This is a genomic window from Pleionea sp. WD8-19, from assembly GCF_055326765.1.
Map to the genome: position 1 here is coordinate 104,231 of NZ_JBUZOU010000014.1, position 24,006 is coordinate 128,236.

General features: G+C 46.6%; 24 protein-coding genes and 1 other RNA gene. 13 read left to right on the forward strand and 12 right to left on the reverse strand.

Translation table 11 applies throughout. The features are described from left to right. Positions 1–49: 49 nt before the first annotated feature. Positions 50–514 carry an EVE domain-containing protein gene (locus ACTUJY_RS15655; RefSeq protein WP_463617054.1) on the reverse strand — a complete coding sequence of 155 codons (465 nt, stop codon included), beginning with the start codon at positions 512–514 and terminating at the stop codon, positions 50–52. Positions 515–784: 270 nt separating this feature from the next. On the opposite strand from ACTUJY_RS15655, the gene ACTUJY_RS15660 reads away from it, so the two are divergent. After that, positions 785–925, forward strand: a complete 141-nt coding sequence (locus ACTUJY_RS15660; RefSeq protein WP_463617055.1) for a hypothetical protein — start codon at positions 785–787, stop codon at positions 923–925. A 78-nt stretch (positions 926–1,003) separates the two neighbouring features. Here the strand turns inward: ACTUJY_RS15660 and ACTUJY_RS15665 are convergent, their stop codons facing one another. From ACTUJY_RS15665 to ACTUJY_RS15680, 4 genes are all read right to left on the reverse strand, one after another. After that, positions 1,004–1,630, reverse strand: a complete 627-nt coding sequence (locus ACTUJY_RS15665) for a 5-formyltetrahydrofolate cyclo-ligase (protein WP_463617056.1) — start codon at positions 1,628–1,630, stop codon at positions 1,004–1,006. An 8-nt stretch (positions 1,631–1,638) separates the two neighbouring features. Continuing rightward, positions 1,639–1,821, reverse strand: a non-coding RNA gene (gene ssrS / locus ACTUJY_RS15670) — 6S RNA. Positions 1,822–1,828: 7 nt separating this feature from the next. Then, on the reverse strand, positions 1,829–2,146 hold the full coding sequence (locus ACTUJY_RS15675; RefSeq protein ID WP_463617057.1) for a cell division protein ZapA: 318 nt from the start codon (positions 2,144–2,146) through the stop codon (positions 1,829–1,831). Positions 2,147–2,162: 16 nt separating this feature from the next. Then, positions 2,163–2,363, reverse strand: coding sequence for a TIGR02449 family protein (locus ACTUJY_RS15680; RefSeq protein ID WP_463617058.1), 201 nt, complete (start codon positions 2,361–2,363; stop codon positions 2,163–2,165). 113 nt (positions 2,364–2,476) lie between these two features. Here ACTUJY_RS15680 and ACTUJY_RS15685 point away from each other — a divergent pair, with 113 nt between their 5' ends. The 5 genes from ACTUJY_RS15685 to ACTUJY_RS15705 all read left to right on the forward strand — a co-directional run bounded on the left by ACTUJY_RS15685 (position 2,477) and on the right by ACTUJY_RS15705 (position 8,533). After that, a complete protein-coding gene (locus tag ACTUJY_RS15685; RefSeq protein ID WP_463617059.1) occupies positions 2,477–3,061 on the forward strand; it encodes a UPF0149 family protein in 585 nt (194 codons plus the stop codon). A gap of 26 nt (positions 3,062–3,087) precedes the next feature. Continuing rightward, complete coding sequence (gene pepP / locus ACTUJY_RS15690; protein WP_463617060.1) at positions 3,088–4,398, forward strand: Xaa-Pro aminopeptidase; 1,311 nt, start codon at positions 3,088–3,090, stop codon at positions 4,396–4,398. Between the two features lie 3 nt (positions 4,399–4,401). Beyond that, positions 4,402–5,664, forward strand: coding sequence for a 2-octaprenyl-6-methoxyphenyl hydroxylase (ubiH, locus tag ACTUJY_RS15695; RefSeq protein WP_463617061.1), 1,263 nt, complete (start codon positions 4,402–4,404; stop codon positions 5,662–5,664). 3 nt (positions 5,665–5,667) lie between these two features. Further along, the gene (locus ACTUJY_RS15700) at positions 5,668–6,903 is read left to right on the forward strand and encodes a UbiH/UbiF/VisC/COQ6 family ubiquinone biosynthesis hydroxylase (protein ID WP_463617062.1); all 1,236 of its coding nucleotides are present in this window, start codon (positions 5,668–5,670) and stop codon (positions 6,901–6,903) included. 202 nt (positions 6,904–7,105) lie between these two features. Beyond that, positions 7,106–8,533, forward strand: coding sequence for a hypothetical protein (locus ACTUJY_RS15705; protein WP_463617063.1), 1,428 nt, complete (start codon positions 7,106–7,108; stop codon positions 8,531–8,533). Here the strand turns inward: ACTUJY_RS15705 and envZ are convergent. Beyond that, complete coding sequence (gene envZ, locus ACTUJY_RS15710) at positions 8,496–9,836, reverse strand: two-component system sensor histidine kinase EnvZ (protein ID WP_463617064.1); 1,341 nt, start codon at positions 9,834–9,836, stop codon at positions 8,496–8,498. The genes ACTUJY_RS15705 and envZ overlap by 38 nt on opposite strands. Before the next feature lie 90 nt (positions 9,837–9,926). Beyond that, complete coding sequence (gene ompR, locus ACTUJY_RS15715) at positions 9,927–10,649, reverse strand: osmolarity response regulator transcription factor OmpR (RefSeq protein WP_463617065.1); 723 nt, start codon at positions 10,647–10,649, stop codon at positions 9,927–9,929. Between the two features lie 368 nt (positions 10,650–11,017). On the opposite strand from ompR, the gene ACTUJY_RS15720 reads away from it, so the two are divergent. Then, on the forward strand, positions 11,018–13,327 hold the full coding sequence (locus ACTUJY_RS15720; RefSeq protein ID WP_463617066.1) for a Tex family protein: 2,310 nt from the start codon (positions 11,018–11,020) through the stop codon (positions 13,325–13,327). 361 nt (positions 13,328–13,688) lie between these two features. Here ACTUJY_RS15720 and ACTUJY_RS15725 read toward each other — a convergent pair whose 3' ends face one another. Further along, positions 13,689–13,934: a hypothetical protein gene (locus ACTUJY_RS15725; RefSeq protein ID WP_463617067.1), complete on the reverse strand. Its 246-nt coding sequence runs from the start codon at positions 13,932–13,934 to the stop codon at positions 13,689–13,691. 217 nt (positions 13,935–14,151) lie between these two features. On the opposite strand from ACTUJY_RS15725, the gene ACTUJY_RS15730 reads away from it, so the two are divergent. Then, entirely contained in the window at positions 14,152–14,754 is a 603-nt protein-coding gene (locus ACTUJY_RS15730; RefSeq protein ID WP_463617068.1) for a Yip1 family protein, read from the forward strand. 56 nt (positions 14,755–14,810) lie between these two features. Next, complete coding sequence (locus ACTUJY_RS15735; RefSeq protein ID WP_463617069.1) at positions 14,811–15,419, forward strand: disulfide bond formation protein B; 609 nt, start codon at positions 14,811–14,813, stop codon at positions 15,417–15,419. 34 nt (positions 15,420–15,453) lie between these two features. Here the strand turns inward: ACTUJY_RS15735 and ACTUJY_RS15740 are convergent, their stop codons facing one another. Then, positions 15,454–17,400: a PAS domain-containing sensor histidine kinase gene (locus ACTUJY_RS15740; protein WP_463617070.1), complete on the reverse strand. Its 1,947-nt coding sequence runs from the start codon at positions 17,398–17,400 to the stop codon at positions 15,454–15,456. A gap of 369 nt (positions 17,401–17,769) precedes the next feature. Here ACTUJY_RS15740 and rsd point away from each other — a divergent pair, with 369 nt between their 5' ends. Continuing rightward, on the forward strand, positions 17,770–18,213 hold the full coding sequence (gene rsd / locus ACTUJY_RS15745; RefSeq protein ID WP_463617071.1) for a sigma D regulator: 444 nt from the start codon (positions 17,770–17,772) through the stop codon (positions 18,211–18,213). Positions 18,214–18,233: 20 nt separating this feature from the next. Beyond that, positions 18,234–18,521, forward strand: a complete 288-nt coding sequence (locus ACTUJY_RS15750; RefSeq protein ID WP_463617072.1) for an antibiotic biosynthesis monooxygenase — start codon at positions 18,234–18,236, stop codon at positions 18,519–18,521. A gap of 26 nt (positions 18,522–18,547) precedes the next feature. Here ACTUJY_RS15750 and ACTUJY_RS15755 read toward each other — a convergent pair whose 3' ends face one another. Both ACTUJY_RS15755 and ACTUJY_RS15760 read right to left on the reverse strand, forming a co-directional pair. Further along, a complete protein-coding gene (locus tag ACTUJY_RS15755) occupies positions 18,548–18,898 on the reverse strand; it encodes an Mpo1-like protein (protein WP_463617073.1) in 351 nt (116 codons plus the stop codon). 7 nt (positions 18,899–18,905) lie between these two features. Further along, positions 18,906–19,673: an FKBP-type peptidyl-prolyl cis-trans isomerase gene (locus ACTUJY_RS15760; RefSeq protein WP_463617074.1), complete on the reverse strand. Its 768-nt coding sequence runs from the start codon at positions 19,671–19,673 to the stop codon at positions 18,906–18,908. Between the two features lie 81 nt (positions 19,674–19,754). On the opposite strand from ACTUJY_RS15760, the gene ACTUJY_RS15765 reads away from it, so the two are divergent. Then, on the forward strand, positions 19,755–20,789 hold the full coding sequence (locus tag ACTUJY_RS15765; RefSeq protein WP_463617075.1) for a WD40 repeat domain-containing protein: 1,035 nt from the start codon (positions 19,755–19,757) through the stop codon (positions 20,787–20,789). Between the two features lie 23 nt (positions 20,790–20,812). Here ACTUJY_RS15765 and ACTUJY_RS15770 read toward each other — a convergent pair whose 3' ends face one another. Next, positions 20,813–22,468: a M28 family metallopeptidase gene (locus ACTUJY_RS15770; RefSeq protein ID WP_463617076.1), complete on the reverse strand. Its 1,656-nt coding sequence runs from the start codon at positions 22,466–22,468 to the stop codon at positions 20,813–20,815. Between the two features lie 193 nt (positions 22,469–22,661). On the opposite strand from ACTUJY_RS15770, the gene ACTUJY_RS15775 reads away from it, so the two are divergent. Continuing rightward, positions 22,662–24,005 (forward strand): adenosylmethionine--8-amino-7-oxononanoate transaminase, encoded by a 1,344-nt coding sequence (locus ACTUJY_RS15775; protein WP_463617077.1) that lies wholly within the window; start codon positions 22,662–22,664, stop codon positions 24,003–24,005. Position 24,006 lies beyond the last annotated feature (1 nt).

Genomic DNA, 24,006 nt, shown 5'->3' on the forward strand with positions numbered 1-24,006 from the left:
TAATGGAAGCGATGTCGACTATTATAAACGGCTAATGTAGAAACCGCATTTAAAGCAAGGATAAAATGTAATGCCACTGTTGCGAGCTCACCGGTAATATCGACAGTCGCGAACCTTTGCGCAGCAAGGCGAAGTCGTCTTCCAGTAAATAGTTTTGCAGCTTCAGTTGTTTAAGAGTGATCGGTTGTTTCAGTTTTTCTATGAATTTTACATCCACCATAAACCAGCGTGGGTTGTCCGGATCGCTTTTTGGATCGTAGTAGTGGTTATTCGGATTAAAGGCCGTGTGATCCGGATAGCCACTGCGGACGATTTCAACGATGCCCACTATTGCTGGCACTTTGCAGCTGGAGTGGTAAAAAAAAGCCTGATCGCCAACCTGCATCTGGTCGCGCATCATATTGCGAACTTGGTAATTTCGGACACCATTCCAAGGTTCAGTCTGACCTGGGCAAGCGATTAAATCATCAATACTGAAGCTGTCCGGCTCCGATTTCATCAACCAGTAATTCATGTTCATTCGTTGGAAATGTTGAGGCGTTGCTCAAGTATAAACAAGCGGCGGGGTTAAAGTAAGCACTGGCTAAAGTCGGAAATCAACAACGAGCTATCTCAGCAATAAATAGGGGTTGCATCCGTGTGGCTTATAGGTGTAAAGTCTTTAACCCCCCTGCGCAAGGAATGAACAAAAAGATTCATCTGTTCGGGGGATTAAGGAAGCCAAAACTGAAGGAGCTCGATAAAAAAATAAAAAAAACCCGAATCTTAGGGTTTGGAGAGCACCATGAAGAAAAAGCCAGACATACTGGTGGTGCTGGCGGCTGTTTTAGGGTTGGGCATTGCGGTATCCAGCGTTGGTAGTACGGGTGATGTAAAACCCGAAGCGCAGGTTAGCAAGACTCAGGTCGCTCAGTTACATCAGTAATCAATAAGAAAAATAAAATCCCCCGCGCTTCGTCGCGGGGTTTTTATTGCCTAAGAAAAAACCTTCGAATACTCGAGTTTATAATTGAGCGGTGGTCACTCGTGGTGCATCGAAGTGATAGATACGTTGCGGTGTGATCACCGCGTCTAAGGGTAAATCCCAAGGTTCGACGGGTAATCCACTCACCAATTGTTGTTGATAAGCAACACCAACAAAAATCGGACGTTTCGAATCGTGACGTACATGCGCAAATGTCCGATCGTAAAAGCCTCCTCCCATCCCCAGTCGCGCGCCGTTGGTATCGAAAGCGACCAGTGGAAACAACACCAGTTCCAATTGGCTGATGCGGCAAAACCGATTGGGTAATACATCGGGTTCTTTAATTTGAAACCGGTTTTCAACCAGGTGACTGTTTATACGATAGGGCGCAAACCAGAGTCGATTCGGTGGCAATGGCCTTAGCACGGGTAAATAAGTCTTTTGATTTTGCTGCCAACAGTGCTCAAAAACCGAAGTTAAACCGAGTTCGCCATCTTGCGCCAAATAACCCGCAACATGTTGGGATTGTCGGAACAGAGACCATTGTTTTAATTGTACCAATAAGGCTTCGGCGGCTCGTTGTTGTTGTGCCGGTTCGAGCGTTTGACGAAATTGACGAATGCGCTGACGCACTTGTTTTTTATGTTGGGTAAGAGAATGGATCATATTAAAACGCGCTACCCGGAATGCCGTTACAGGTATTGGCCCTAGAACCCAAGGCTCTAGGTGGGAGTCTTGGTAATGGATCAGGCTTTCCGGTACATGCCGGACTTGCACACCACCATCAACAACCCAACTCCCTGTTACAGTATTATCGGCTCAAGGACGTTCTCTGCTGGCGAACACCCCAGGTAGCACTGGCTGTTATGTTAACTCTAACTGGCTATCGGATGCTAATACTTCTTCGATCTTGTACTTAAGTTGCGATAGCCGAGACGTATCGACCGTTGATTTGCCGCTGTCTTTGCTACCGTAGAGCAATTCAAAAGCCAAGTTCAGTGCCGCCATAACGGCAATACGCTCCGTGCCCACCACACGGCCACTGTCGCGAATTTCGCGCATACGGCCATCAAGAAAACGAGCGGCTTCTTGTAACTGATCGCGTTGTTTTTCCGGGCTGGAAAATTGATACTCGCGCTCCAGAATACGCAGGGTGACCGAATTGCTGTTACTTTGGCTCATAGAGGGTCCTGTTTACCTATCCCATAGACTTCAGTCGACTCACAATAGACTCGATCTTATCGGTGGCCAGACGGTTTTTTTCGAGCAAACGCGCTCGATCGGCGATCAGCTCGTCTTGCTTTACTTTCAGAGTTCGGTTTTCCTGTTGTAATTGATGAAACCTCTCCAAAAGTTGCTCAACCCGACTTTCCAGTTGAGAAATTTCTGAATTTTCCATAGCAAGCTGTTGTTTTTTATAATGGTTTAAATATAGAGCCACGCGCACTTGGGGTCAATGATATAATCGCAACATCGGACCGATAAGGTCACAAAAAAGCGAATTTTAACCTTATGAATAGTGAACAGTTACTAACTTTTGATGATCTGGAAGACTTGTTAGCCGGCGCTAACTGTGAAACTCGAGCCAGTGAGTTTCAGGGCATGGTGTGCGGATTGTTTGCCGCAGGTATGAGTAATGATAGCAAGAGCTGGAAAATTCCGGTAACCACCCATTTAAACGAAGGTAAATTGTTTCCAGCAGAACAAATGCAGCAATTGGATAACTTTGTTGCAGCGACGGCGAGTCAATTGGAGCAGGATATCTTTCAATTGGAGTTGATGCTGCCCGATGACGTCGCGCCACTGGAAGAGCGTCTTGAAAACGTCTGTGAATGGAGCCAGGGCTTTTTACTTGGCTACGGAATGCAAACCGGCAATCAAAAACTGGAAAGTGACGATTTGAACGAAGCATTGGAAGATTTGATGGAAATTGCCCAGGTGGATTTGGAAGTGGAAAATACAGAAGAAATGGAGCAAGCCTTGTATACCGTGATCGAGCACGTTCGCGTTAGCGCACAAGTGATATTTTTGGAAACGCGCAGCTTGCTTCAGCAGGCAGTGCAAGAGTCGCGCAACTCTAACCATTCATTACACTAATACAAAAACAAGTAGCGGAGTCATTTGTGATCAACCAACAGGAATTCGCACGTCGCCGACAACATTTGATGCAAACCATGGAGCCCGGCAGTATTGCCATATTGGCGTCGGCCGAGGAGCTGGTACGCAGTCGCGACACTCATTTTATGTTTCGTCAAGACAGTGATTTTCATTATCTTTGCGGATTTCCGGAACCCAATGCGGTGATGGCTTTGATCCCGGGGCGGGAGCACGGCGAGTTCGTTTTATTCTGCAACGACAAGGATCTGGAAATGGAAACCTGGCACGGTCGTCGGTACGGGCCAGAAGCCGCAAAACAAGCCTTTGGTGCCGACGATGCCTTTCCCATAGATGATATTGACGACATTTTACCAGGCATGATGGAAGGGCGACTTCGTATTTATTATGAAATGGGCAAAAACAAGGAGCTCGATAACCGCATCATGAACTGGGTCAATAAAATACGAGCCCAAGTTAAGAAAGGTGCCCAACCGCCGGGCGAGTTCATTGATTTGCGTCATCCGCTGCACGATATGCGCTTGTTGAAGTCTGCGGCGGAAATTAAGCTGATGAGGCGTTCGGCACAAATCGCTGCCGATGCCCATATCCGGGCTATGAAATGTTGCCAGCCAGGAATGAGTGAGCTCGATATCGAAGCAGAAATCCATTATGAGTTTGCAAGGCAAGGCGCGCGTTTCCCGGCCTATTCGTCTATTGTTGCTGGAGGTGACAATGCCTGTATTCTGCATTACACGGAAAACGAAAGTAAGCTGAAAAGTGGAGAGATGTTGCTCATTGATGCCGGTGCAGAATACCAGATGTATGCGTCTGATATTACACGCACTTTTCCAATTAACGGTAAATTTACTCGTGCGCAAAAACAACTCTATCAGCTGGTATTGGATGCGCAGTTGGCAGCCATTGAAACTATCAAGCCAGGCAATCACTGGATGCAGCCGCACGAAACTGCGGTGGATGTACTGACCGCTGGGATGATCAAACTCGGACTGTTGCAAGGCGATAAACAAACACTGATCGAAGAAGAAGCCTACAAGCGGTTTTATATGCACAAAACCGGACATTGGATCGGACTCGATGTACACGATGTAGGCGACTATTCCATTGATGGCGAACCACGCATACTGGAGCCTGGCATGGTCATGACGGTTGAGCCAGGCATTTACATTCCTAAAAACACCGAAGGTGTCGATAAAAAGTTCTGCGGGATTGGCATTCGCATCGAAGATGATGTGTTAGTAACCGAATCAGGACACGATGTGTTGACTGGTGGTGCACCCAAATCTATTGACGCGATTGAAGCGTTGATGGCGAAATAATCGATGAACGATCAATACGACCTGGTCATTGTGGGTGGCGGTATGATCGGTGCCAGTTTGGCTTTAGCTCTGGCGCCGTTACCTTTGTCCATTGCCGTGATTGAAGCGGTACCTGTGGATCAGCGACAACAACCCAGTTTTGATGATCGCTCCGTGGCATTGTCTTACGGTTCGGCCAAAATTCTCGACACCATTGGCATCTGGTTACAATTGAAATCCCAATTGGCAGCGATTGAACACATTCATGTTTCGGATAAAGGACACATGGGGATGTGTCGTTTGCACGCAGAAGATTACGGCGTCAATGCGCTCGGTTTTGTGCTGGAAAATCGGGAAGCCGGAAACGTGTTTTATCGCGCTATGCAAGCCTGCAACAATATCGATGTCCTATCACCAGCACGGGTAATCGCGATCAACAACCCCACCGACGCACAGACTGAATTAACGCTTGAAACGGAAACCCGACAACAAACCATTGCTGCTCGACTTTTGGTTGCGGCCGATGGAACAGCATCGCCTTCGGCAAAAATGTTGAACATGACCGCAGAGCGAGAAGATTATTCACAAGCGGCTCTAGTTTGTAATATCGCTACCGATCAAAAACTCAATGGTTGGGCGTATGAGCGATTTACCGACTCTGGCCCCATTGCTTTTTTACCCCTGACTCGAAACCGCATTTCCGTTGTGTGTACCTTGCCTCCGCAACAAGCTGAACATTGGCAATCGCTTTCCGACAACGACTTTATCAACGCATTACAAGCGCGATTCGGTTTTCGTGCCGGACGAATCACGCAAGTGGGTACGCGTTCAGTTTATCCGTTGCTCAAACAAAAATTAAAACAGGGCTACAGTCAACGCGCTGTGTTTGTTGGTAACGCTTTACATACTGGCCATCCGGTCGCTGGGCAAGGATTTAATTTGGGATTACGTGATATTGCGACGTTAGCAGAAACCATTGCGGGCGAAATTTTTTGTTCGCGCCAGGCCGATATTGGCAATCATAAGTTACTGGAAAGTTATTGGCAAAATCGACAAGTGGATATAGAGCAAACGTTAAAAAATACCGATTTATTAGCACGATTGTTTGTGAATGATAACACTTTGTTAAGCCTTGGACGCAATGTGTCACTGAAGTGGTTGGATGTGATTGCACCACTAAAACGCAAATTTGCCGAGCAGGCCATGGGGTTGCGCAATGATTTACCGCTTCTGGCTCGTGGCGTTTCGCTCACGGAACAACAATTGCAGCAAAAAGTACGGGAATAATGCATGGCGGAAAAGTTTGATGTGATCATAGTTGGTGGTGGCATGGTCGGCCTTTGTCTTGCTGCACTGCTGAAAGAAACCATGCAGGTAGCAGTGATCGATCCCGAACCTTTACCGACCATTGGCGATTTAAAACTCGATGCAAAAGCACAACAATACGATTGTCGCGTCAGCGCCTTATCACGCAGTAGCGAAAATATTCTCAAGCGTATTGATGCTTGGCAAAAAATACCGTGGCAACGCGTGACGCCTTATCAGTCGATGGTGGTGTGGGAAGCCAATGGCAGCAGTGAATTACGGTTTACAGCGCAGGAACTGGCGCAACCTGATTTAGGGCACATTGTCGAAAATCGGGTGATACGTGCCGCGATTGCCGAAACGGTTTATCAACATTCCAACATTGCATTGTTTCACGAACAAATTGAATGCCTGGAGCGTGAGGAACAACGCGTCTATTGTAAACTAAAAAATGGTACAAACCTGGATGCAACCGTGTTGGTGGGTGCCGATGGTGCGTTATCGTATGTACGTGAACAATTTCAGTTTGTAACAAAGCAATTGCATTACCAACAACAAGCGCTGGTGGCAAACATCAAAACCGAACAGCGACATCAATTTACGGCTTGGCAGCGTTTTTTATCAACCGGCCCAATGGCCTACTTACCTCTTCCTGACGCTCATACCTGCTCTATTGTCTGGTCGGTTGATAACGAACTTGCTCAGCAATTATTAAGTCTGCAAAGGAGTGCATTGGAACAACGAATTGCAACAGCCCTCGATCACCGATTGGGAAAGGTAATGTTATTAAATGATATAAAAACATTTCCGCTTATTGCTCGACACAGTGATCATTATGTGCAACAGCGTGTAGCGCTGATTGGCGATGCGGCACATACTGTTCATCCACTGGCGGGTCAGGGCGTTAATCTTGGATTCTCTGATGCCGCTGAATTGGCGAGACAATTGTTAACGTTGCACAGCGATAAAAAAGATTTGGGAACGCAAGTTAACTTGAGAGCTTTTGAGCGTAAACGCAAAGGACAAAATCACTTAATTCAAAAATCCATGACGGCTTTGAATTGGATTTATAAACAACAAAATCCAGCCATTGTTATGGCAAGAAATGTGGGAGTGAATCTAATCGATCGAAACCCTTTGATAAAAACGGAGCTCATTAAGCAGGCAATGGGATTGTCCGGAGATTTGCCTGAATTTGCTCAGAGTGTCAGTCAGCTGTAGTAGTATTCGTGGCTCCAACTTTTTGTATTTTTTTTATTTTAATTGAGTTCAAATCTATAAAAAATTCCAGTTATTCCATTTCCATATTTTAAGAAAATATTTTGAAAAAACACCGATAAAATATCGCAAATAATGATGCAAAATTGGTGTGGCTATCTATACTCAACACCCTTGTTTGTTTTAGGCAGTTAAGGAGGGCGAAGTGAATCGATGCTTAACTTTAATAGCCGCCATGATGTTGTTCTTTTCAACTCCCGGTTATACCTATAACTTTTTTATTTTGGGGCTTTCTGGCCAAGATTCTTTTTCAATCACTTTTGTTAAGGCTGAAGATGCGATACGGTTTTTTGGTGACACCAGTGTAACGGACTTTTTACCTGGCTATGACGATGGTACGGGGCCAAATGGTATTCGAACGGCTTCACCCGCACAATTTATTTTGGATTTTCGTGGTTTGCCAATGGACCTTCGATTTGATGCGGGGTCGGCGACGTTAATACTGCAAATAGAAAACTTAGGGATTTTTCAAACCTTCGAAGGGGCAACTCGAGAACAAAGTACCGATCTGTTTTACGAGTGGTTTGAGAATGGTAATGCTGACGTCGATCGGATCATTGCTATTTTGCAGCTCGTTTCGCCGATTGATCCCGTTGCTGGAAACCCGTCATCATTGATGGACCAAATGATCGACTCTGTCAGTATCGATTCTATGTGGACGCCAGGCGCGCTCGATCGGTTCGGTGGTCCAGATATTCTTCAGCAAGATCAGCGAAGAAATGAAAGTCGAAGAGAAGACTCTCCCGATCGTGAAAGTGGCACAGTGGACGTTGAAGATGGTGGTGAGGCTTCTGAAACCGGCCGCCTTTCATCGTCAAATGATCGATCAGACGCTTCACATAAAGATGACTATGATCCGGATAAGAGCAACGATTCGACAGCCGGTGAAAATGACGGCCGATTTGGTATCGGTATTGAAGCGACACAATACGATACGAATAATGGTACGGTTGATCAGGTGCGCATTCCCATCACCTACCGTAATCAGTTTGACAATGCCCCCGGCAGTGAATTAATTATCAAAATGCCGGTAGCCATGAATGAAGTGAATGGTGCGAAAACCTACACGATTCCTTTAAGTGTCACTTTGCGTTGGGCGATTCAACGACACTGGACTATTACGCCATCTCTGGCGTACGGCATAACGGGGTCAGAAGAGTTGGGTTCGGCTGGAAAAATGTCAGGGTACTTTTTAACAAGCAGTTATGTTTTTTCATTAGACAACGCGGTGTTAACCATGGGCAATATGATCGGTAATACCGAAACTCTCAAAACGGAAATTGGCGATTTTACCAGTGATCCCGGTACTGAATTTCAAGTGTATCGAAATGGGCTTTTATACAGTCAATATGTCAATTGGTTCGGTGACGACGAAGATGTACTCGAGTTATTTTTTGTCAATACGACTTACGGCGGTGATGATCTTTATGTGGATCAATACAATGTGATTGGCCTGCGATTAGCGCCCAATGTGGGCAAAGTCGGACAACCCAGCAGTTATCATTTGGGGGTGAAATACTTACATTCGGATGATATTACTGCCATTTCATTTCGAGCGGATTACTGGTTTTAAAGACCTTATTATCTGTCTCATTTGGAATCGGAAAAATTAATCGTGCTTCTAATCCGCCGGGCGCTAAATTGGTCAGCATAATTTCGCCGTGATGCAAATCGACAATGCGCTTAACGATGGCCAAACCTAATCCGGATCCTCGACCCGTTCTCGCCTGTTCGCCGCGGGCAAAAGGTTGAAACAATCGTTCAATATCGATGTCTGGAATGCCTGCTCCGTGATCCGATACGGTAATAATAATGTTGCCATGCTCTTGCCAGGAAGCAATTTCCACCGGTGGCGCACCATACCGAAATCCGTTTTCGATTAAATTACTCAGTAAGCGTTTCATGGCCAGCGGTTTTACCGGATACAACGAAAGAGGTTTTAGCTCGGCACGGATTTCACGTTGGTGCAATAGATTATTTTCTACGATGGGTTCTATAATGTGGTTGATGTCGAGCCATTGCTCGGATTCGTCGCGGCCATCACGCACAAACGAAATAAACTGATCGATAATGGCGTCCATATCTTCAGTATCGGCGATGATACCGTGTTTGGTTTCTTCATCGGCAGACGTTAAAAATTCCGAAGCTAATCGAATACGAGTGATGGGTGTGCGTAAGTCGTGGGAAATACCGGCCAGTAACAGGGTGCGATCTTCTTCCAATTGATGAACGTCTTTCGCCATTTGGTTAAAGGCTCGTGTCACTGCAATCAATTCTCTTGCACCTTGTTCTTTTAATTTGCCGGGATAATCACCTCGGCCAATTTCGCGTGCGGCCATTTCCAGTCGTTTGAGTGGACGATGTAATTGACGAGCGAAAATCCAACCGCCCAATGCACTGAGTAGAAAGATGATTGTTAAATAAGCCAGCGGAACCAGGTAAATCCAGAAATCAATCCGAATGGATGGAATTCGGATCCAGATATCTTTTTGACGTGGGTGCAAAATCCAATAATAAGCGATATCTGATTCCTCAATTCTGAGTTCGGTGCCTTCGCCCAAATAGTTGGCCAGTTGATCGGATAAACTCTGATAATATATTGCACGATCAAGTCCGCGTCCGAGTGCTTCTTTAAAAGCAAAGGCTTCTATGCCGGTGGCTTTTTCAAATTTTAGACGAACGTGAGGTGACACGTTATTTTGCTCGTGGATCACAATGGTATTCATCTGGTTGGCTAATTGTTTCATCAGAATTTCATTGCTGGGTTGAACCACCCAAAAGGCAGTGACAAACAGGTATACCAAAAGGTTGATAAACAATAACCCTGCGACTAAAAGAGCGGTACGGCCAAATGCGCCTTGCGGGAAAAGTTTCATGGATAATTCAGTGTCGAGTCGCGAGTTTCGAGCAAAAAGTAAGGAAGAGGTGTCGACTTCCAACTTGCGACTCGTTACTCGCAACGGTTGTTATGCAGCGCCACCATCAGGAACGAAAACGTAACCCACACCCCAAACGGTTTGAATGTATCGTGGTTTGGCTGGATCTTCCTCAATCATGCGTCGTAAGCGCGATACCTGTACATCAATACTGCGTTCTAACGCACTGTAATCTCGGCCGCGAGCCAAGTTCATTAATTTATCGCGTGAAAGCGGTTGGCGCGCGTGTGACACCAGTGCCTTTAAAACGGCAAATTCGCCGCTGGTGAGATTCATCACTTCTTCACCACGACTCATCTCGCGTGTCGCCAAATTCAGTTTAAAGTCACCAAATGTAATTTCTTTTTCTTCTGCGGTCGGCGCTCCTGGAATTTCTTTGGTACGGCGACGAAGAACCGCCTTAATCCGCGCTAATAACTCGCGTGGATTAAAAGGTTTCGCAAGATAGTCGTCGGCGCCTAACTCCAATCCGATGATGCGATCAACTTCATCGCCTTTGGCGGTCAACATGACTATCGGAATTTGATTATCGGCGGATCGTAAGCGGCGACAAATGGAAAGGCCATCTTCGCCCGGTAACATCAGATCGAGTACCATTAGGTGATAGTTCTCGCGTTCCAGAAATCGATCCATTTGTTCGGCATTGGCGACGGTACGCACAATATATCCTTGTTCCTTCAAATAACGTTCAAGTAAGCTGCGTAAACGCAGATCATCATCAACAACCAGAATTTTTGGAGTTTCTTCAGTCATGGCGACTTCCTGTACAAATCATTGTTGTTTTCGTCGAACGGCACTCGTTTAAGTTTAGCACCGTCAATTTTTCTCATGCTATCAATGTTTTAGGGATATCGACAAGCGCGGCTTTGTAACAGTAGCTTAACAGATCCGGCCGAGTCCGTTAGTCCGCTAAGTGAAGCGCTGTTTTATGAAGAACAGGAATACGACTCACGGAGGATCATCTCAGTCCGTATCGGTTGGTGAGAACTTCACGGCAATCGGGTGGGTATTGCGCTCCCCATTTGTTGATGCATTGGTTATAATCGCGCGCCTAAATCATTATTCAAATCGAAAAGGTGAGGGATGCACGCTCTCACTGCTAGCAAGCTCAGGATAGTTTTATGTCAAATATTGCACAGCGCATCGCCGACATACTCAATGTTAAAAGCCAACAAGTAGACGCGGCGATCCAACTCCTTGATGAAGGCGCAACCGTCCCCTTTATTGCGCGTTACCGTAAAGAAGTGACTGGAGGATTGGATGACACGCAATTGCGTACTCTTGAAGAACGCCTGACGTATTTGCGCGAGCTGGAGGAGCGACGCGCCGTTATCTTGAAAAGCATTTCCGATCAGGAAAAGCTGACGCCGGAGTTGGAACAGTCGATAAAATCGGCGGATACCAAAACCGAGCTCGAAGATCTTTACCTTCCCTATAAACCAAAACGTCGCACTAAAGCGCAAATTGCTCGCGAAGCCGGTTTGGAGCCCTTGGCGTTGGCCTTACTGGATAATCCGACATTGGATCCGGAAGCTGAGGCTGCTAATTACTTAAACCCGGAACATAAAATCGAAGACACCAAAGCAGCTCTGGATGGTGCGCGTCAGATTCTGATGGAGAAGTTCGCTGAAGACGCTACCCTGCTGGGTAAACTGCGAGATTACCTGTGGGAAAATGCCTACTTGAAATCCACTCTGGTGGAAGGCAAAGCCGAGGAAGGGCGAAAGTTTTCCGATTATTTCGAATACTCCGAGTTAATCAATAAAATTCCCAGTCATCGTGCTCTGGCTGTTCTGCGTGGCCGAAATGAAGGTGTGCTTAGTTTACAGTTGGTGCCCAATAAAGCATTGCTGGAAGAAGAAACCGCATCCAACCCCTGTCAGCAAATGATAGCTGATCAATTTGGTATTCGAAATGAGCATCGTGCCGCCGATAGTTGGTTGCAAACCGCTGTGCTCTGGACTTGGCGCATCAAATTGCACATGCACTTCGAAACCGAATTGGTAGGGCGGCTGCGTGAAAGTGCTGAAACCGATGCGATTACTGTATTCGCCAACAATTTGCGTGATCTGCTGATGGCTGCACCGGCAGGCGCCAAGGTAACAATGGGACTGGATCCTGGTTTACGTACCGGTGTGAAGGTGGTGGTTGTCGATGACACCGGAAAGTTGTTAACACACACCACTATTTTTCCTCATGCCCCACAAAATCAGTGGGACCAATCACTGCGTAAACTGGCTAATCTGTGCGAAATGCACAAGGTTAATCTGGTGAGTATTGGGAACGGTACCGCATCGCGTGAAACCGACAAGTTGGTTATAGAATTACAGAAAAAGCATCCAGAGCTTAAGTTCGATCGTATCATGGTGAGCGAGGCGGGAGCTTCGGTTTATTCCGCTTCTGAGCTTGCGGCATTGGAGTTCCCGGATCTGGATGTTTCTTTCCGCGGGGCCGTGTCAATCGCTCGTCGATTACAAGATCCCTTGGCCGAACTGGTAAAAATTGAGCCAAAATCCATTGGTGTTGGGCAATATCAGCACGATGTCAGTCAAAGTCAGTTGTCACGAACACTGGGGGCCGTTGTTGAAGATTGTGTAAACGCTGTTGGTGTGGATTTGAATACAGCGTCGGCGCCGTTGTTGTCTCGTGTTTCTGGGTTAAACAAAACATTGGCTGCTAATATTGTCACTTTCCGCGAGGCCAACGGTCGGTTTGCCAACCGCAAACAGTTGCTCGATGTTGAGCGATTGGGACCAAAAGCATTTGAACAAGCCGCGGGCTTTTTGCGTATTACCGATGGTGAGAATCCGCTCGATGCCTCTACGGTACATCCGGAAGCTTATTCGGTTGTGGAGAACATTCTTGTTCACTTGGGTAACAAAGACATTGGGCAGGTTATGGGCAACACCGATGTCATCCGCAAATTGATGCCAAAAGAATTTGTTACCGAGCAATTCGGTGTGCCTACGGTAACCGATATTTTGAAAGAGTTGGAAAAACCGGGTCGCGATCCACGTGGCGACTTCAAAATGGCGAAATTCAAAGAAGGCGTGGAACACCTGGAAGACCTTAAACCAGGCATGGAGCTCGAGGGTACCGTCACGAATGTCACAGACTTCGGTGCCTTTGTCGATGTGGGTGTGCATCAAGACGGTTTGGTGCATATTTCTATGATGTCGAACAAGTTTATCTCGAATCCACGTGAAGTGGTTAAAGCGGGTGATATTGTTACCGTGCATGTGATCGACGTGGATCTGAAACGTCGCCGAGTGGGCTTATCGATGGTTGGGCCGTCCCCAGAAGGAGCGGTTAAACCAATGGCGAAAGAGCGTCCGATGCGAGGCCAACCGAAATCACGTCAGCGACAACAAAGTGCGCCACAAGGGGCTCTCGGTATGGCACTGGCGGATGCGCTGAAGAAAAGCAAATAACCGAACTTGGTAACGTGATAACCCAATTTTTGGTGTTAAAACGTTCCAAATTTTTACGCCTTTATTTCAATCTGCTATAAAGGCGTAAAGTGACTTTAAATTCAATAAGTTAGCCACTATTTTTAACGTGTTTTTTGTGCACCCGCACAATCAAATTTGTAAAAAAATGTTTGCAAGGTAGAAATGGGTTTGTTATAACATTGCTGCGCTAGCGAATACAAAGAAACTCGGGGGAACCGAGTCTTGCAGACTGGAAAACCTTTAATGGCCTCACATAGTGAGGCTTTTTTATTTCTGAAATAAATACCGCTTCCAGGACAAATTTATATTGCTAACGTTAAGTAGCGAATCCCTTTTCTTTTTAGTTCAAACGCTCTTTCGACATTTGACGGCGGTTTTGCCGGCGCCAAATGATAACCATGACGCCACATAGTCCAAAAATGGCCGCTGGAACCCAACGCACAGCGTCATCGACCAATACAATCAGCGCAATGGACAATGTTAGATACAGATAGGGTAATAATTCGTAAAGACTTTTTGGGATCACAATTGCATTCCTTTTGGTAGTTAATTCTCCTGCCGTAATGCGTGTTGACCTTTTAGCCATCGTTACACCGAAAATTAAGAAGTCAAACACCTTAAAATACAGCCCGATATTTATACCTCATTTAATGAGTCATTCAAAGTCTTTAAACGTTACAGTTATAACGACGTGCGTATCGCTGATTGCGAAATTCAAAACAGTTTGCTGCGTTGCAGCTCGTGCTCCGGATTAAAAGTTACTATGCTAGTGAAAATTAGGAACGAGGTGTGGAGCGTTGTCGATGTCACTAAGAAATGTGTTTGGATTACTCTATGAGCCCGATAAGCAATGGCAAAAAATTTCCGAAAAAAACGATTCCATTGCCAAAACCTACTTCAAGTTTCTGATTTTTATGGCGCTATTGCCCCCAGCATCAGCGTTTGTCGGAAGCACTTATGTTGGTTGGTCGCTGGGCTTTTCAGAGACGTATCGGTTAACTGCCGATAGTGCTTTTAAACTTTCTGTGGCAGCTTATCTGGCCATTTTAACCGCTGTGGTGGTTCTAGCGGCTTTTATTCAGTGGATGGCGCGTACTTATGGAGCTAATCCGTCTCTTAAGCGTTGCGTAAATCTGGCGGCTTACAGTTGTACACCGTTATTTCTGGTCAGTGTGTTAGGCGCTTATCCAATCTTGTGGCTGGATATGCTTTTCTCATTAGTGGCAATTGCCTGGGCGCTCTATCTTTTGTATCACGGTGTACCGATCATGATGGGGATCGACAAAGAGCGCGGCATTTTGTTTGCCAGCTCAATTTTAACCGTTGCCTTATGCATTCTGGTGGGAATGCTAGCCATCACGGTGGTTTTTTGGGGGTCGGGACTCATGCCAGTGTTTACCAGCTAAACCTATCTCTGTTCGGAAAATCAGTCGCGCTCACACTCTGTTACTGATTTTCTGAAATGACAACAGTGGATCTGTTGTTAAAACCTGATATTCTCTGGCCATCCAAATTTTACCCTATTACCGATATGTCGTTGTTGGCCAAACTTCAAGCATCCACTACCAATCGTTGGTTTAGTTTATTTCTCGCATTATTTTGTGCCGGGCTGATTGGCGCTGCATTGTATTTTCAGTACGTCGACAATCTGGATCCTTGTCCTTTATGTATTTTTCAGCGGGTTGTGGTGATGGCTTTCGGTGCTGTTTTTTTGCTGAAAGCCATACATGGACCAAAGCCCAACGGCCCGTTTCAATGGGTGTATTTTATCGTTGCGTTGTTGGTTGCGGGTGTCGGTATTTTCATCAGCGGCCGTCACGTCTGGTTGCAAAGTTTGCCTGAGCACTTAGTGCCCGCTTGTGGTCCGGCACTGGATTACTTGATGGAAGCTTTACCGTTTCTGGAAGTCATTGAAGTGGTAATGCAAGGATCCGGTGAGTGTGCCAAAGACGATGGTTGGTCATTTTTATGGCTGAATATGCCACAGTGGATGTTGGTGATTTTTATTGGTTTTACACTTTATTGCCTGCTCGGGCTTTGGACCCGTTGGCAAAACCGAAAACCATTTTAAGAAAGGAAAGGAGCGAACCTCGAACCTCAACGCATCAAAGATTATCCAGCGGCAACTGAATTTGTTGTTTTTCGCTGGGTTTTGTCAACGCTTCTCCTTCTGGTGATGGCAGCGGGATTAAAATGGTAAAACAAGTGCCTTTACCAAGCTCCGATTCCACCACCATCTGGCCGGCTAATTGCTCAGTGACAATAAAATAGGAAACGGATAATCCTAAGCCAGTGCCTTTGCCTTCTTCTTTGGTGGTAAAGAAAGGCTCAAACACCCGTTTACGAGTGGCGGCGTCCATTCCTGGTCCATTGTCGCGGATGTCGATGCGTAAATTTCTGGAGCTACTGCGAGCGTTAACTTCAATAGTGGGTGAGGGGTTATTTTCCTGAGTTGCCAGTGCTTGTGCTGCGTTGATTAAGAGGTTAAGAAATACCTGGTTCAGTTGGTTTTTTTGCGCGTTGATGAGCGGCAGGTTTTCGTCAAAATGTTGTACAACGCGGATATTGCGAAAATCCAGGTGTCGTTTTTGACTGTAATCTTTCTGCGCCAAGCGAATAGACGTTTGCAACGACTCCGCCACATCAATCTGCTCGTTACGGCCTTGATTAGGGCGAGCAAAGCTGAGCATGTCCGTGACAATGGTGGCAGCGCGCTCGCCCGCTTCTTTGATGGCTAGCAGGGCCTGATCCACCTTTTGTTCCCGCAGGTAAGTGACAACCGCTTCAAGGTCGATATTGAGCTTGTCTGCGACTTCGCGATTGCGTGGAAAGTCGGATGACGTTCGACGAATAATGTTTTGTGTGCTCTGCAATATTGCACCGAGCGGATTATTGATTTCGTGGGCCATACCCGCGGCGAGACCACCCAACGAGAGCATTTTTTCCGTTTGCACCAGTATTTCGTCGAAGCGTGCTTTTTCAGTAATGTCATCCAGTCGTATGACCACGCCGGGTGCGTCGGAACCCGCGGTCTGGCTTAAGGGATAAACCATCACGTCGAATTGACGCTTTTCGCCTTGTAAACTGATGTTGATGGACTGACTTAGCGATTTTTTTCCATTACTGCTGCGCCGGATAAGACGAAAAATGGTGGCGCGAAACTGCGGCATGAGTTGGGTAATGTTCTGACCGAGTGCTCCGGCTTCGAGAATGCCGAAAACTTTTTCAGCCTCAAGGTTCCACTGCGTAACGCGTAAATTGTCGTCGAGTGCGATAATGACGGAAGGCATGGAGTTCACCAGGTTTTCCAGCAAGAGTCGTATTTCGTAAATGCGCTTTTCGGTGAGCTCGCGTTTTTTCACTTCCTTGACCAGCTTTTCGGTGCGCTCTTGCATACGGCTTTCAAGTCGATTACGGACTTGTTCGAGCGCCTGTTTAGAAGCATGCAGTTCCAACTCCACTTCGCGTCGGTGGGTAATATCTCGCGTGATTTCGAGGTAATGCACGCCTTCCATCCAGCCGGCTATCGAAACGTGGTTTTCCACCGGTACCTTGTCGCCATTGGCCTTGCGATAAAAGGTTTCGAAAGTGACGGTTTCGCCTTGAAACAGCTTCTGATGCAACTTCGGGTTGCGGTAAAGCACGCAATCGGCGTCGATGTCCATATTGTGCATATTTTGCAGCTGTTCTAATGAGTAGCCGAGCAACAGGCTGGCTTTTCGATTGGCGTAAACGATTTGGCCATTCGGACGCGTGATTAAGATCATATCCGCGGCGTGATCGATAAGTTCGGCTACATTACGTCGGGTTTCGCTGGAGCGTACTTCGTCACGACTGATTTTGCTTAGCAACATGAGCAAGGGGTAACTGAGTAACAGACTGCAAGCGAGGGCAACGCCCAGCTCAAACATCAGATGCTCAAAATTAAACTCGCGATTTTGCAGCCACTGGTAAAACAGATCGATGGCGATGGGTAGCAGCAATACCGTAAACAATAACATCAGCGTGAGCTGCATCAATGATAAATTGAACAAGGATTTTTTCGACTTCAAACGTCAATTCCCCCGAACTCGTGTTTTTGAAAGTCGTTCGCTAAAGGTTACAGCAAGCACTGTTTTGATGCATTTAAAGGAACAAGATCGATAACAAATGAAGTGCTCAGCTCAGGCATCACTTTCAAATGTAGGATAAGTCCTTGATATTCTTGTATTAGAATCTTAGATGAAAACTATCGGCCGCGCACCGTTAAAGCTTTGCCTTCGGCTGTGGATATGATAAAAAGAAGAGTCTCCGGGTCAGTTTTTATGCACAGTCACCTAAAAATATAACCAATACGCATGGAAACTTTCCGGCGCAGCTTTTGTGGAGTCGGTAACAACCGTTTATTAATCACTGAGAAACAGCATCTTGGGGAGAGGTTTATGCTGAATTCTGTGGTACAAGAAACTCGAACACAAAGTATTATTGACCGTTGGTTAGCTGAGCGTAATGAACTGCTGGTGTTGTATTGTCGCCTCACCGGAAAACGCAAGGATCAGGTTTTGCCTGATAAAACGCAGCTGAATCAATTTTGTGACATTCTGATTGATTACGTCTCTGCTGGGCATTTTGAAATCTACGAGCAAATGGTTTCGCTTTGTGACAAACATGGCCCGGAATCTCTTAAACTACTGCAACAACTTTTCCCTAAAATCAGCGAAACTACCGATATCGTCGTGGATTTCAACGATAAGTACGCCGATATCAAAGCCGATGAAGACGTTTTGTCTCAACTCGATAAAGACTTGTCGGTGTTGGGTGAAGCGATCGCCTCTCGGGTTGAGTTGGAAGATCAATTAATCGATACCCTATCTACGCATCATTAAGAACAGGAGTTTTTAGTAGCATGATTCGAGTCATCATAGAGCGTCACCTGAAGCCCAACCGATTTGATGAGTACACATCGGTTATTCGGCGGGCAAAAAAAGAAGCTGCGCGCAAACAAGGTTTTATGGGGGGGGAGCTTTATTTCGATCTCAAAGACAAAAATAAAATAGTGATTATTGCTGCTTGGGATAAATTGGAGCATTGGCAACAGTGGGACCGTAGTGGTGAACGGAAACAATTAACGGAAGAATTGTCGGCTTTAATGGAAGGTGAAGAACAAGTAACGGTATTATCCAGCGATCGTTAACGGTGAGCCGAGATCAGACGATGGGCTTAGTTTTGAGAGTCTGTCGTTTTGGCCAAGTTTTGAAGTTCGTATTGCAATCGACCGTTTAACGCCAGGTAAAACATTTTATAGTCGGCCATTAAAGACCAAAGCGGATAGCGAAAGGTCGCTGGTCGGTTTTTCTCAAACAAAAAATGGCCGATCCATGCAGGCCCGTAACCTATGACCAGTACCAACCAGAGCCATGCCCAATGGCCAGTAGTCACCAATCCAATGAATAACACGCTAGAAGCTGCCGTGCCCAAATAATGCAGCGCACGACAGCTGCGCAACCGATGTTCTCCTAAATAGTACGGCCAGAAGTCCTGGAACGAGGTAATGGGTTGCGCGTGTTTCATCTTTTGCTTATTGAGCGGACTCTTTCGGTTCTTGCTCAGCGGTTTCCGGTTGTGGGTTGATATCGAGCAGTTCGATTTCAAACACTAGTGTGGCACCGCCAGGGATGCTTGGGCCATTGCCGCGATCGCCGTATGCCAGATCCGATGGAATAATGAATTGATACTTATCACCTTTTTTCATTAATTGAACACCTTCGGTCCAACCTTTGATGACTCGGTTTAATGGGAAGTCGATGGGTTGACCGCGCTTGAATGAGCTATCAAATTCTTTACCGTCAATGGTGGTACCAGCATAGTGTACACGTACAACGTCAGTTGCAGCTGGATGCGCTTCGCCTTCACCTTCTTTTAATACCTTGTAGTGTAGCCCGCTTTCGGTAACTTGGATGCTGTCGTCTTCGGCTTTCATTTTTTCAATGTAAGCTGCGCCTTCGGTTTTGTTTTGGTCAACTTTTTTATTTTGCTGAGCTTGCATTTCGTTGCGCATTTTTTGTTGAAAGGCCATCATTTGCTGGTTCAGCTGTTCTTCATCCAACTTAGACTCACCGGCCAGCCCATCAAGAAAGCCTTGTTTCAGCATGTCTTTATCAAGCTGAACGTTTTCCATGTTATCGACATCTTTGGCAATGCGTGAGCTGTAAAGAGCACCAAGCGCGTAGCTTTGCTTTTCCAGGTCGGTTTTGGGTTCTACATTGGTGGCAGCGGTTTCTTGCTGGTTTTGTTGGCAAGCAGCAACCAGTACGCTGAGTACGGCGATTGAAATTAGTTTTTTCACAGAAATTCCCCTACAGTAATAATAGAAAGTAATGAAGACATCGCAGTCTAACGGCATCTGCCAGAAAAACCAAATGAGAAGATGGATCAGAGACTGAAAGCCCCGGGAATTGTGAATCGTGTAGCCTATTGGCCGCTACTTTTATTGATATTTGCGTTATCAGGCTGCGATAAATCCGCACCCGCGGTTGCCAGTTGGCAACATGCGGCCGTGGGCGTGTTGGATGCCTCGCTATCCGATGATGGCCGTTTTGCGCTGGTAAGTTCGGTAAATCACGGTGCCGGGTATTGGGATCTGGAGCAGAATAAACTCCTGTTCGAATGGCGACACACCGACAATCAGCAACCGATTGATGATCCAGCCGATGGAATATTAGCCAGTGATATTTCGCCCGATGGCAGTCGTGCCATTACCGCCGATAAACGTACCTTTGTCCTATGGAACACTAACCATGGTCGAGCGTATGGTTATTGGCAGGCATCAGCCGATATTACAGATGTGGCGATTTCCGATCAGGGGCGCTTTGTTTTATTAGGACTGTCCGATGGCAAAGCGGTACATATTGCAATGGAAACCGGCCGACGCCTAGAATTTACCGGGCACGGTGGTGGAGCCATTGCGACGGTTGATTTGTCTGCCAATGGAGAGTGGGCATTTACTGGCGGTTATGATCAACGAGCGATTCTTTGGAATACCCGTACTGGGCAACCACGCTATTTGTTTTCGCACCAAACTCGGGTGACTTTGGTGCGGCTCGATCCAGAGGGACGATTTGCTTTCAGTTCCGGCACACGGGGAAATGCGGTGATCTGGGATTTAACCAGCGGAAGTGAACGAACTCGTTTGCAGTTGAAACCACGTGAATACGTCATCAGTGCGGCCGACTTTTCCGACGACGGTAAATGGCTAGCTACCGGAGCGCCAGGTCGGGACATCGTATTGTGGTCGACACGCAATGGTGAGCGGCTGCAACGCTGGCAAGCGCAAACGCGTGATCAATGGAAGCCCAGTGGCGCTATCATCTGGGCGGTGGCGTTTCACGCTGATGGCCGACATTTGATTACAGAAGCGTCTTCCGGTTTTGGCCAAAAGTGGTTGATCCCGGAAGGGTTGTAATTGAGCTACGGTTCTACACAACTTTAATTCCGATCGCTGGCAAATGTATCGCCAAAAAAGTCCCCTTCGTTCCAACGCGGTTTTTGATCGCTGTTAGCGATTTCGGCGCCGATCAGGTAATTCACTTGGGTAAAGCGTGCACCGGCTTCGTAATCGATGGGCAAAGTCGCTTCGTCGCTGGGCTGGTGGTAATGGTTGACAAAAAACTGCTGGAAAATATCACTGCCATTGATATTTTCATCGAGTGACTTAAATCCGGGCACTAGAAATACCGAAGGGACACCTTGCTTCACGAAGGAATAATGATCCGAGCGAATAAAAATATTTTGTTCTGGCATTGGATCCGGTGACAGCAACAATCCCATTTTCTCTGCCGCACGGCGTACAAAGTCCGCCATGGTGGAGTGTTCCGCACCAAATGCAATCACATCGCCAATTGGATAAAGAATCAGGGGCATATCAAGGTTGATATTGGCGACGATATTTTTAATGGGAACGGTGGGATGTCGAGCGAAATAATCGCTGCCCAGCAGACCCTTTTCTTCTGCGGTAACCGCAATAAAAAGTACCGAGCGACGTGCGGGTTGTTTTGCGAAAAGTCTGGCGGTTTCCAATAATATCGCGGTGCCGCTAGCATTATCGAGCGCACCATTATGGATGCGATCTTTCTCGCCGTCATGGCCATGCACGCCAATATGATCAAGGTGGGCGCTGAAAACAACAAACTCGTTTTTTAGTTGAGGATCCGTGCCTTCCACCAACGCTACCACGTTGCTGCTCGACACTTCCCGGTGTTGGCTATGACTGCCCAGTGAAGCATCGATTCCCATTTCAAATATAGGTAGTGGTTCACCATTTTCACTCATCGTGACCAGCTGCTGGTAGGAGTAGCCCGTTCCCGCCAGTAGTTTTTCGGAAGCTTCCAGACTCAACAATGCACCGCTTTTTATTTGAGGAAAACTGTTTCCTGGTTGTCCTTGATGATCAAGCCAGCTGAAACTCGGTCGTTCGGCAGAAACTTTAATACGTTGATAGCTGTAGCGCTTTTCACTTTCCGGTGTTTGTAAATAAATCATGCCCACCGCACCGTGGCGAACAGCCGCCTTAGCACGTTCATAGCGCGAGGCAAAATGCGCACCTTCTTCGGAAGGAAACTGGCTGGGTTTACTGTTCAACATCACAACAATTTTATTGTTCACATCAATATTTTGATAATCGTTGTGATTTAATCGAGGGGCTTCAATTCCGTAACCAACGAATACCAGCGGTGCTTGAATCTTCGACTCGGTCGCCGTAGCGCTGGCTCCGGTTACGAATTCGTCAGGGTAATGAAAATCGAATGACTGATCGTTTTTATGGAGGGTAAATTGGGCACTGCCTTTCACCAGATGGCGCTCGCGCAAGCGAACCGGTTGTAAGTAGCTGTTATCGGTACCGGCGGGTGTCAGACCAAACTGAGCAAAGTGTGCTGCGACATAACGCGCGGCAATTTCGTACTCTGTACTGCCGGTATCTCGACCCGCCAATAAGTCATCCGCAAGAAAATCCACATGAGCCTTTAACGCCTGACCGCTGACTGGTGGTATTTCGATGTTTTCCTGAGGTTTTGGACGTTGTTGCGATTGCCCACAGCTCATTAACAATAGGAAGGCTAAAAGGGCAAACACCGATGATTTCATAAGCAAAAACAGAACCTAACTTAAAAATGAGATGAGCATAGGTTACTGTGTGAATGAAAAATTTCCAGCGAAGATTCGTAACAAGGTTTAAGGCTGCCGCTTAAATTGCGCGTCGCTTCTCTTTATAATGTCCGACGGTATTTTTGTTATTTCAAAATTTATATAACTCGTGTCATCCGACCTAAGGCGAATTATGAGTCAGTTATCACAGCGTGATCTAGCCGTTCTCTGGCACCCTTGTACTCAAATGAAAGATCACGAAACCTACCCCATGATACCCATTGTTAAAGGTGAGGGGTTGTATCTGATCGACGAACACGGCAATCGCTATATGGATGCCATTAGCAGCTGGTGGGTGAACCTGTTTGGTCACGGTCGCCAGGAAATTCGTGAAGCCATCAAGCACCAGTCGGATCAACTGGAACAGGTGATTTTTGCCGGTTTTTCGCATCGACCGGCGGTGGAGTTGGCTGAAGCGCTGGTGAAAATTACCCCCGAACCTTTGTCGCGTGTGTTTTACGCCGACTGCGGATCCGCGGCAGTCGAAGTGGCACTGAAAATGAGCTTTCATTATTGGCGCAATAAAGGACAACCCCAAAAGCAAAAGTTTATTGCGTTAGAAAATGGTTATCACGGTGAAACGTTAGGTGCACTGTCGGTCGGTGATGTCGCGCTTTATCGCGAAACTTACGGCCCACTGTTGTTTGAGACCATTAAAGCGCCTTCGCCGGATTGCTATTATCGAGAATCTGGTGAAAGTTGGCGGGATTATTCGCTTCGCCAGCTGCAAAAAATGGAACAAATACTCGAACAACATCATCATCAAACGGCAGCGGTGATCTTAGAGCCGTTGGTGCAATGTGCGGGCAATATGCGCATGTATCACCCAGCTTACTTGACCGGATTACGCGAGTTGTGTGATCGCTACCAAGTGCATTTGATTTTCGATGAAATAGCGGTTGGCTTTGGGCGAACCGGGACTCTATTTGCCTGCGAACAGGCGGCAATTACCCCTGATTTTATGTGCGTTTCGAAAGGCATTACCGGCGGCTTTTTGCCACTGGCTGCGGTGCTGACCAATGAAAGTGTTTATCAAATGTTTTACGACAGCTACGAAAGCTTGCGCGGCTTTTTGCACTCTCACAGTTACACTGGAAACGCATTGGCATGCGCTGCGGGCCTTGCAACGTTAAATCTTTTTGAACGCGAACAAGTGATCACAAACAATCAAAAGCTGATAAAAAAATTGTCACAGGTGGCGAAACAATTTGAAGAGCATCCTCACATTGGTGATGTGCGACAGTGCGGAACCATACTTGCACTGGAAATGGTGAAAGACAAAGCGACAAAAACGCCTTACGATTGGCGAGAAAGACGCGGTATGGCGGTGTATCAATACGCGTTAACGCAAGGGGCCTTATTAAGACCATTAGGGAACGTGGTTTATTTTATGCCGCCTTATATTATTACTGAAGAAGAAATTGACATTCTGGCAAAGATTGCCTGGCAAGGGATTGATCGAGCAACACGACAATAGC

Bases quoted from the DNA above. Each gene is read 5' to 3' on its own strand.
- ACTUJY_RS15655 (WP_463617054.1), bottom strand. From the start codon at position 514: ATGAATTACTGGTTGATGAAATCGGAGCCGGACAGCTTCAGTATTGAT.
- ACTUJY_RS15660 (WP_463617055.1), top strand. From the start codon at position 785: ATGAAGAAAAAGCCAGACATACTGGTGGTGCTGGCGGCTGTTTTAGGG.
- ACTUJY_RS15665 (WP_463617056.1), bottom strand. From the start codon at position 1,630: ATGATCCATTCTCTTACCCAACATAAAAAACAAGTGCGTCAGCGCATT.
- ACTUJY_RS15675 (WP_463617057.1), bottom strand. From the start codon at position 2,146: ATGAGCCAAAGTAACAGCAATTCGGTCACCCTGCGTATTCTGGAGCGC.
- ACTUJY_RS15680 (WP_463617058.1), bottom strand. From the start codon at position 2,363: ATGGAAAATTCAGAAATTTCTCAACTGGAAAGTCGGGTTGAGCAACTT.
- ACTUJY_RS15685 (WP_463617059.1), top strand. From the start codon at position 2,477: ATGAATAGTGAACAGTTACTAACTTTTGATGATCTGGAAGACTTGTTA.
- ubiH (WP_463617061.1), top strand. From the start codon at position 4,402: ATGAACGATCAATACGACCTGGTCATTGTGGGTGGCGGTATGATCGGT.
- ACTUJY_RS15700 (WP_463617062.1), top strand. From the start codon at position 5,668: ATGGCGGAAAAGTTTGATGTGATCATAGTTGGTGGTGGCATGGTCGGC.
- envZ (WP_463617064.1), bottom strand. From the start codon at position 9,836: ATGAAACTTTTCCCGCAAGGCGCATTTGGCCGTACCGCTCTTTTAGTC.
- ompR (WP_463617065.1), bottom strand. From the start codon at position 10,649: ATGACTGAAGAAACTCCAAAAATTCTGGTTGTTGATGATGATCTGCGT.
- ACTUJY_RS15720 (WP_463617066.1), top strand. From the start codon at position 11,018: ATGTCAAATATTGCACAGCGCATCGCCGACATACTCAATGTTAAAAGC.
- ACTUJY_RS15725 (WP_463617067.1), bottom strand. From the start codon at position 13,934: ATGGCTAAAAGGTCAACACGCATTACGGCAGGAGAATTAACTACCAAA.
- ACTUJY_RS15730 (WP_463617068.1), top strand. From the start codon at position 14,152: ATGTCACTAAGAAATGTGTTTGGATTACTCTATGAGCCCGATAAGCAA.
- ACTUJY_RS15735 (WP_463617069.1), top strand. From the start codon at position 14,811: ATGACAACAGTGGATCTGTTGTTAAAACCTGATATTCTCTGGCCATCC.
- rsd (WP_463617071.1), top strand. From the start codon at position 17,770: ATGCTGAATTCTGTGGTACAAGAAACTCGAACACAAAGTATTATTGAC.
- ACTUJY_RS15750 (WP_463617072.1), top strand. From the start codon at position 18,234: ATGATTCGAGTCATCATAGAGCGTCACCTGAAGCCCAACCGATTTGAT.
- ACTUJY_RS15755 (WP_463617073.1), bottom strand. From the start codon at position 18,898: ATGAAACACGCGCAACCCATTACCTCGTTCCAGGACTTCTGGCCGTAC.
- ACTUJY_RS15765 (WP_463617075.1), top strand. From the start codon at position 19,755: ATGGATCAGAGACTGAAAGCCCCGGGAATTGTGAATCGTGTAGCCTAT.
- ACTUJY_RS15770 (WP_463617076.1), bottom strand. From the start codon at position 22,468: ATGAAATCATCGGTGTTTGCCCTTTTAGCCTTCCTATTGTTAATGAGC.
- ACTUJY_RS15775 (WP_463617077.1), top strand. From the start codon at position 22,662: ATGAGTCAGTTATCACAGCGTGATCTAGCCGTTCTCTGGCACCCTTGT.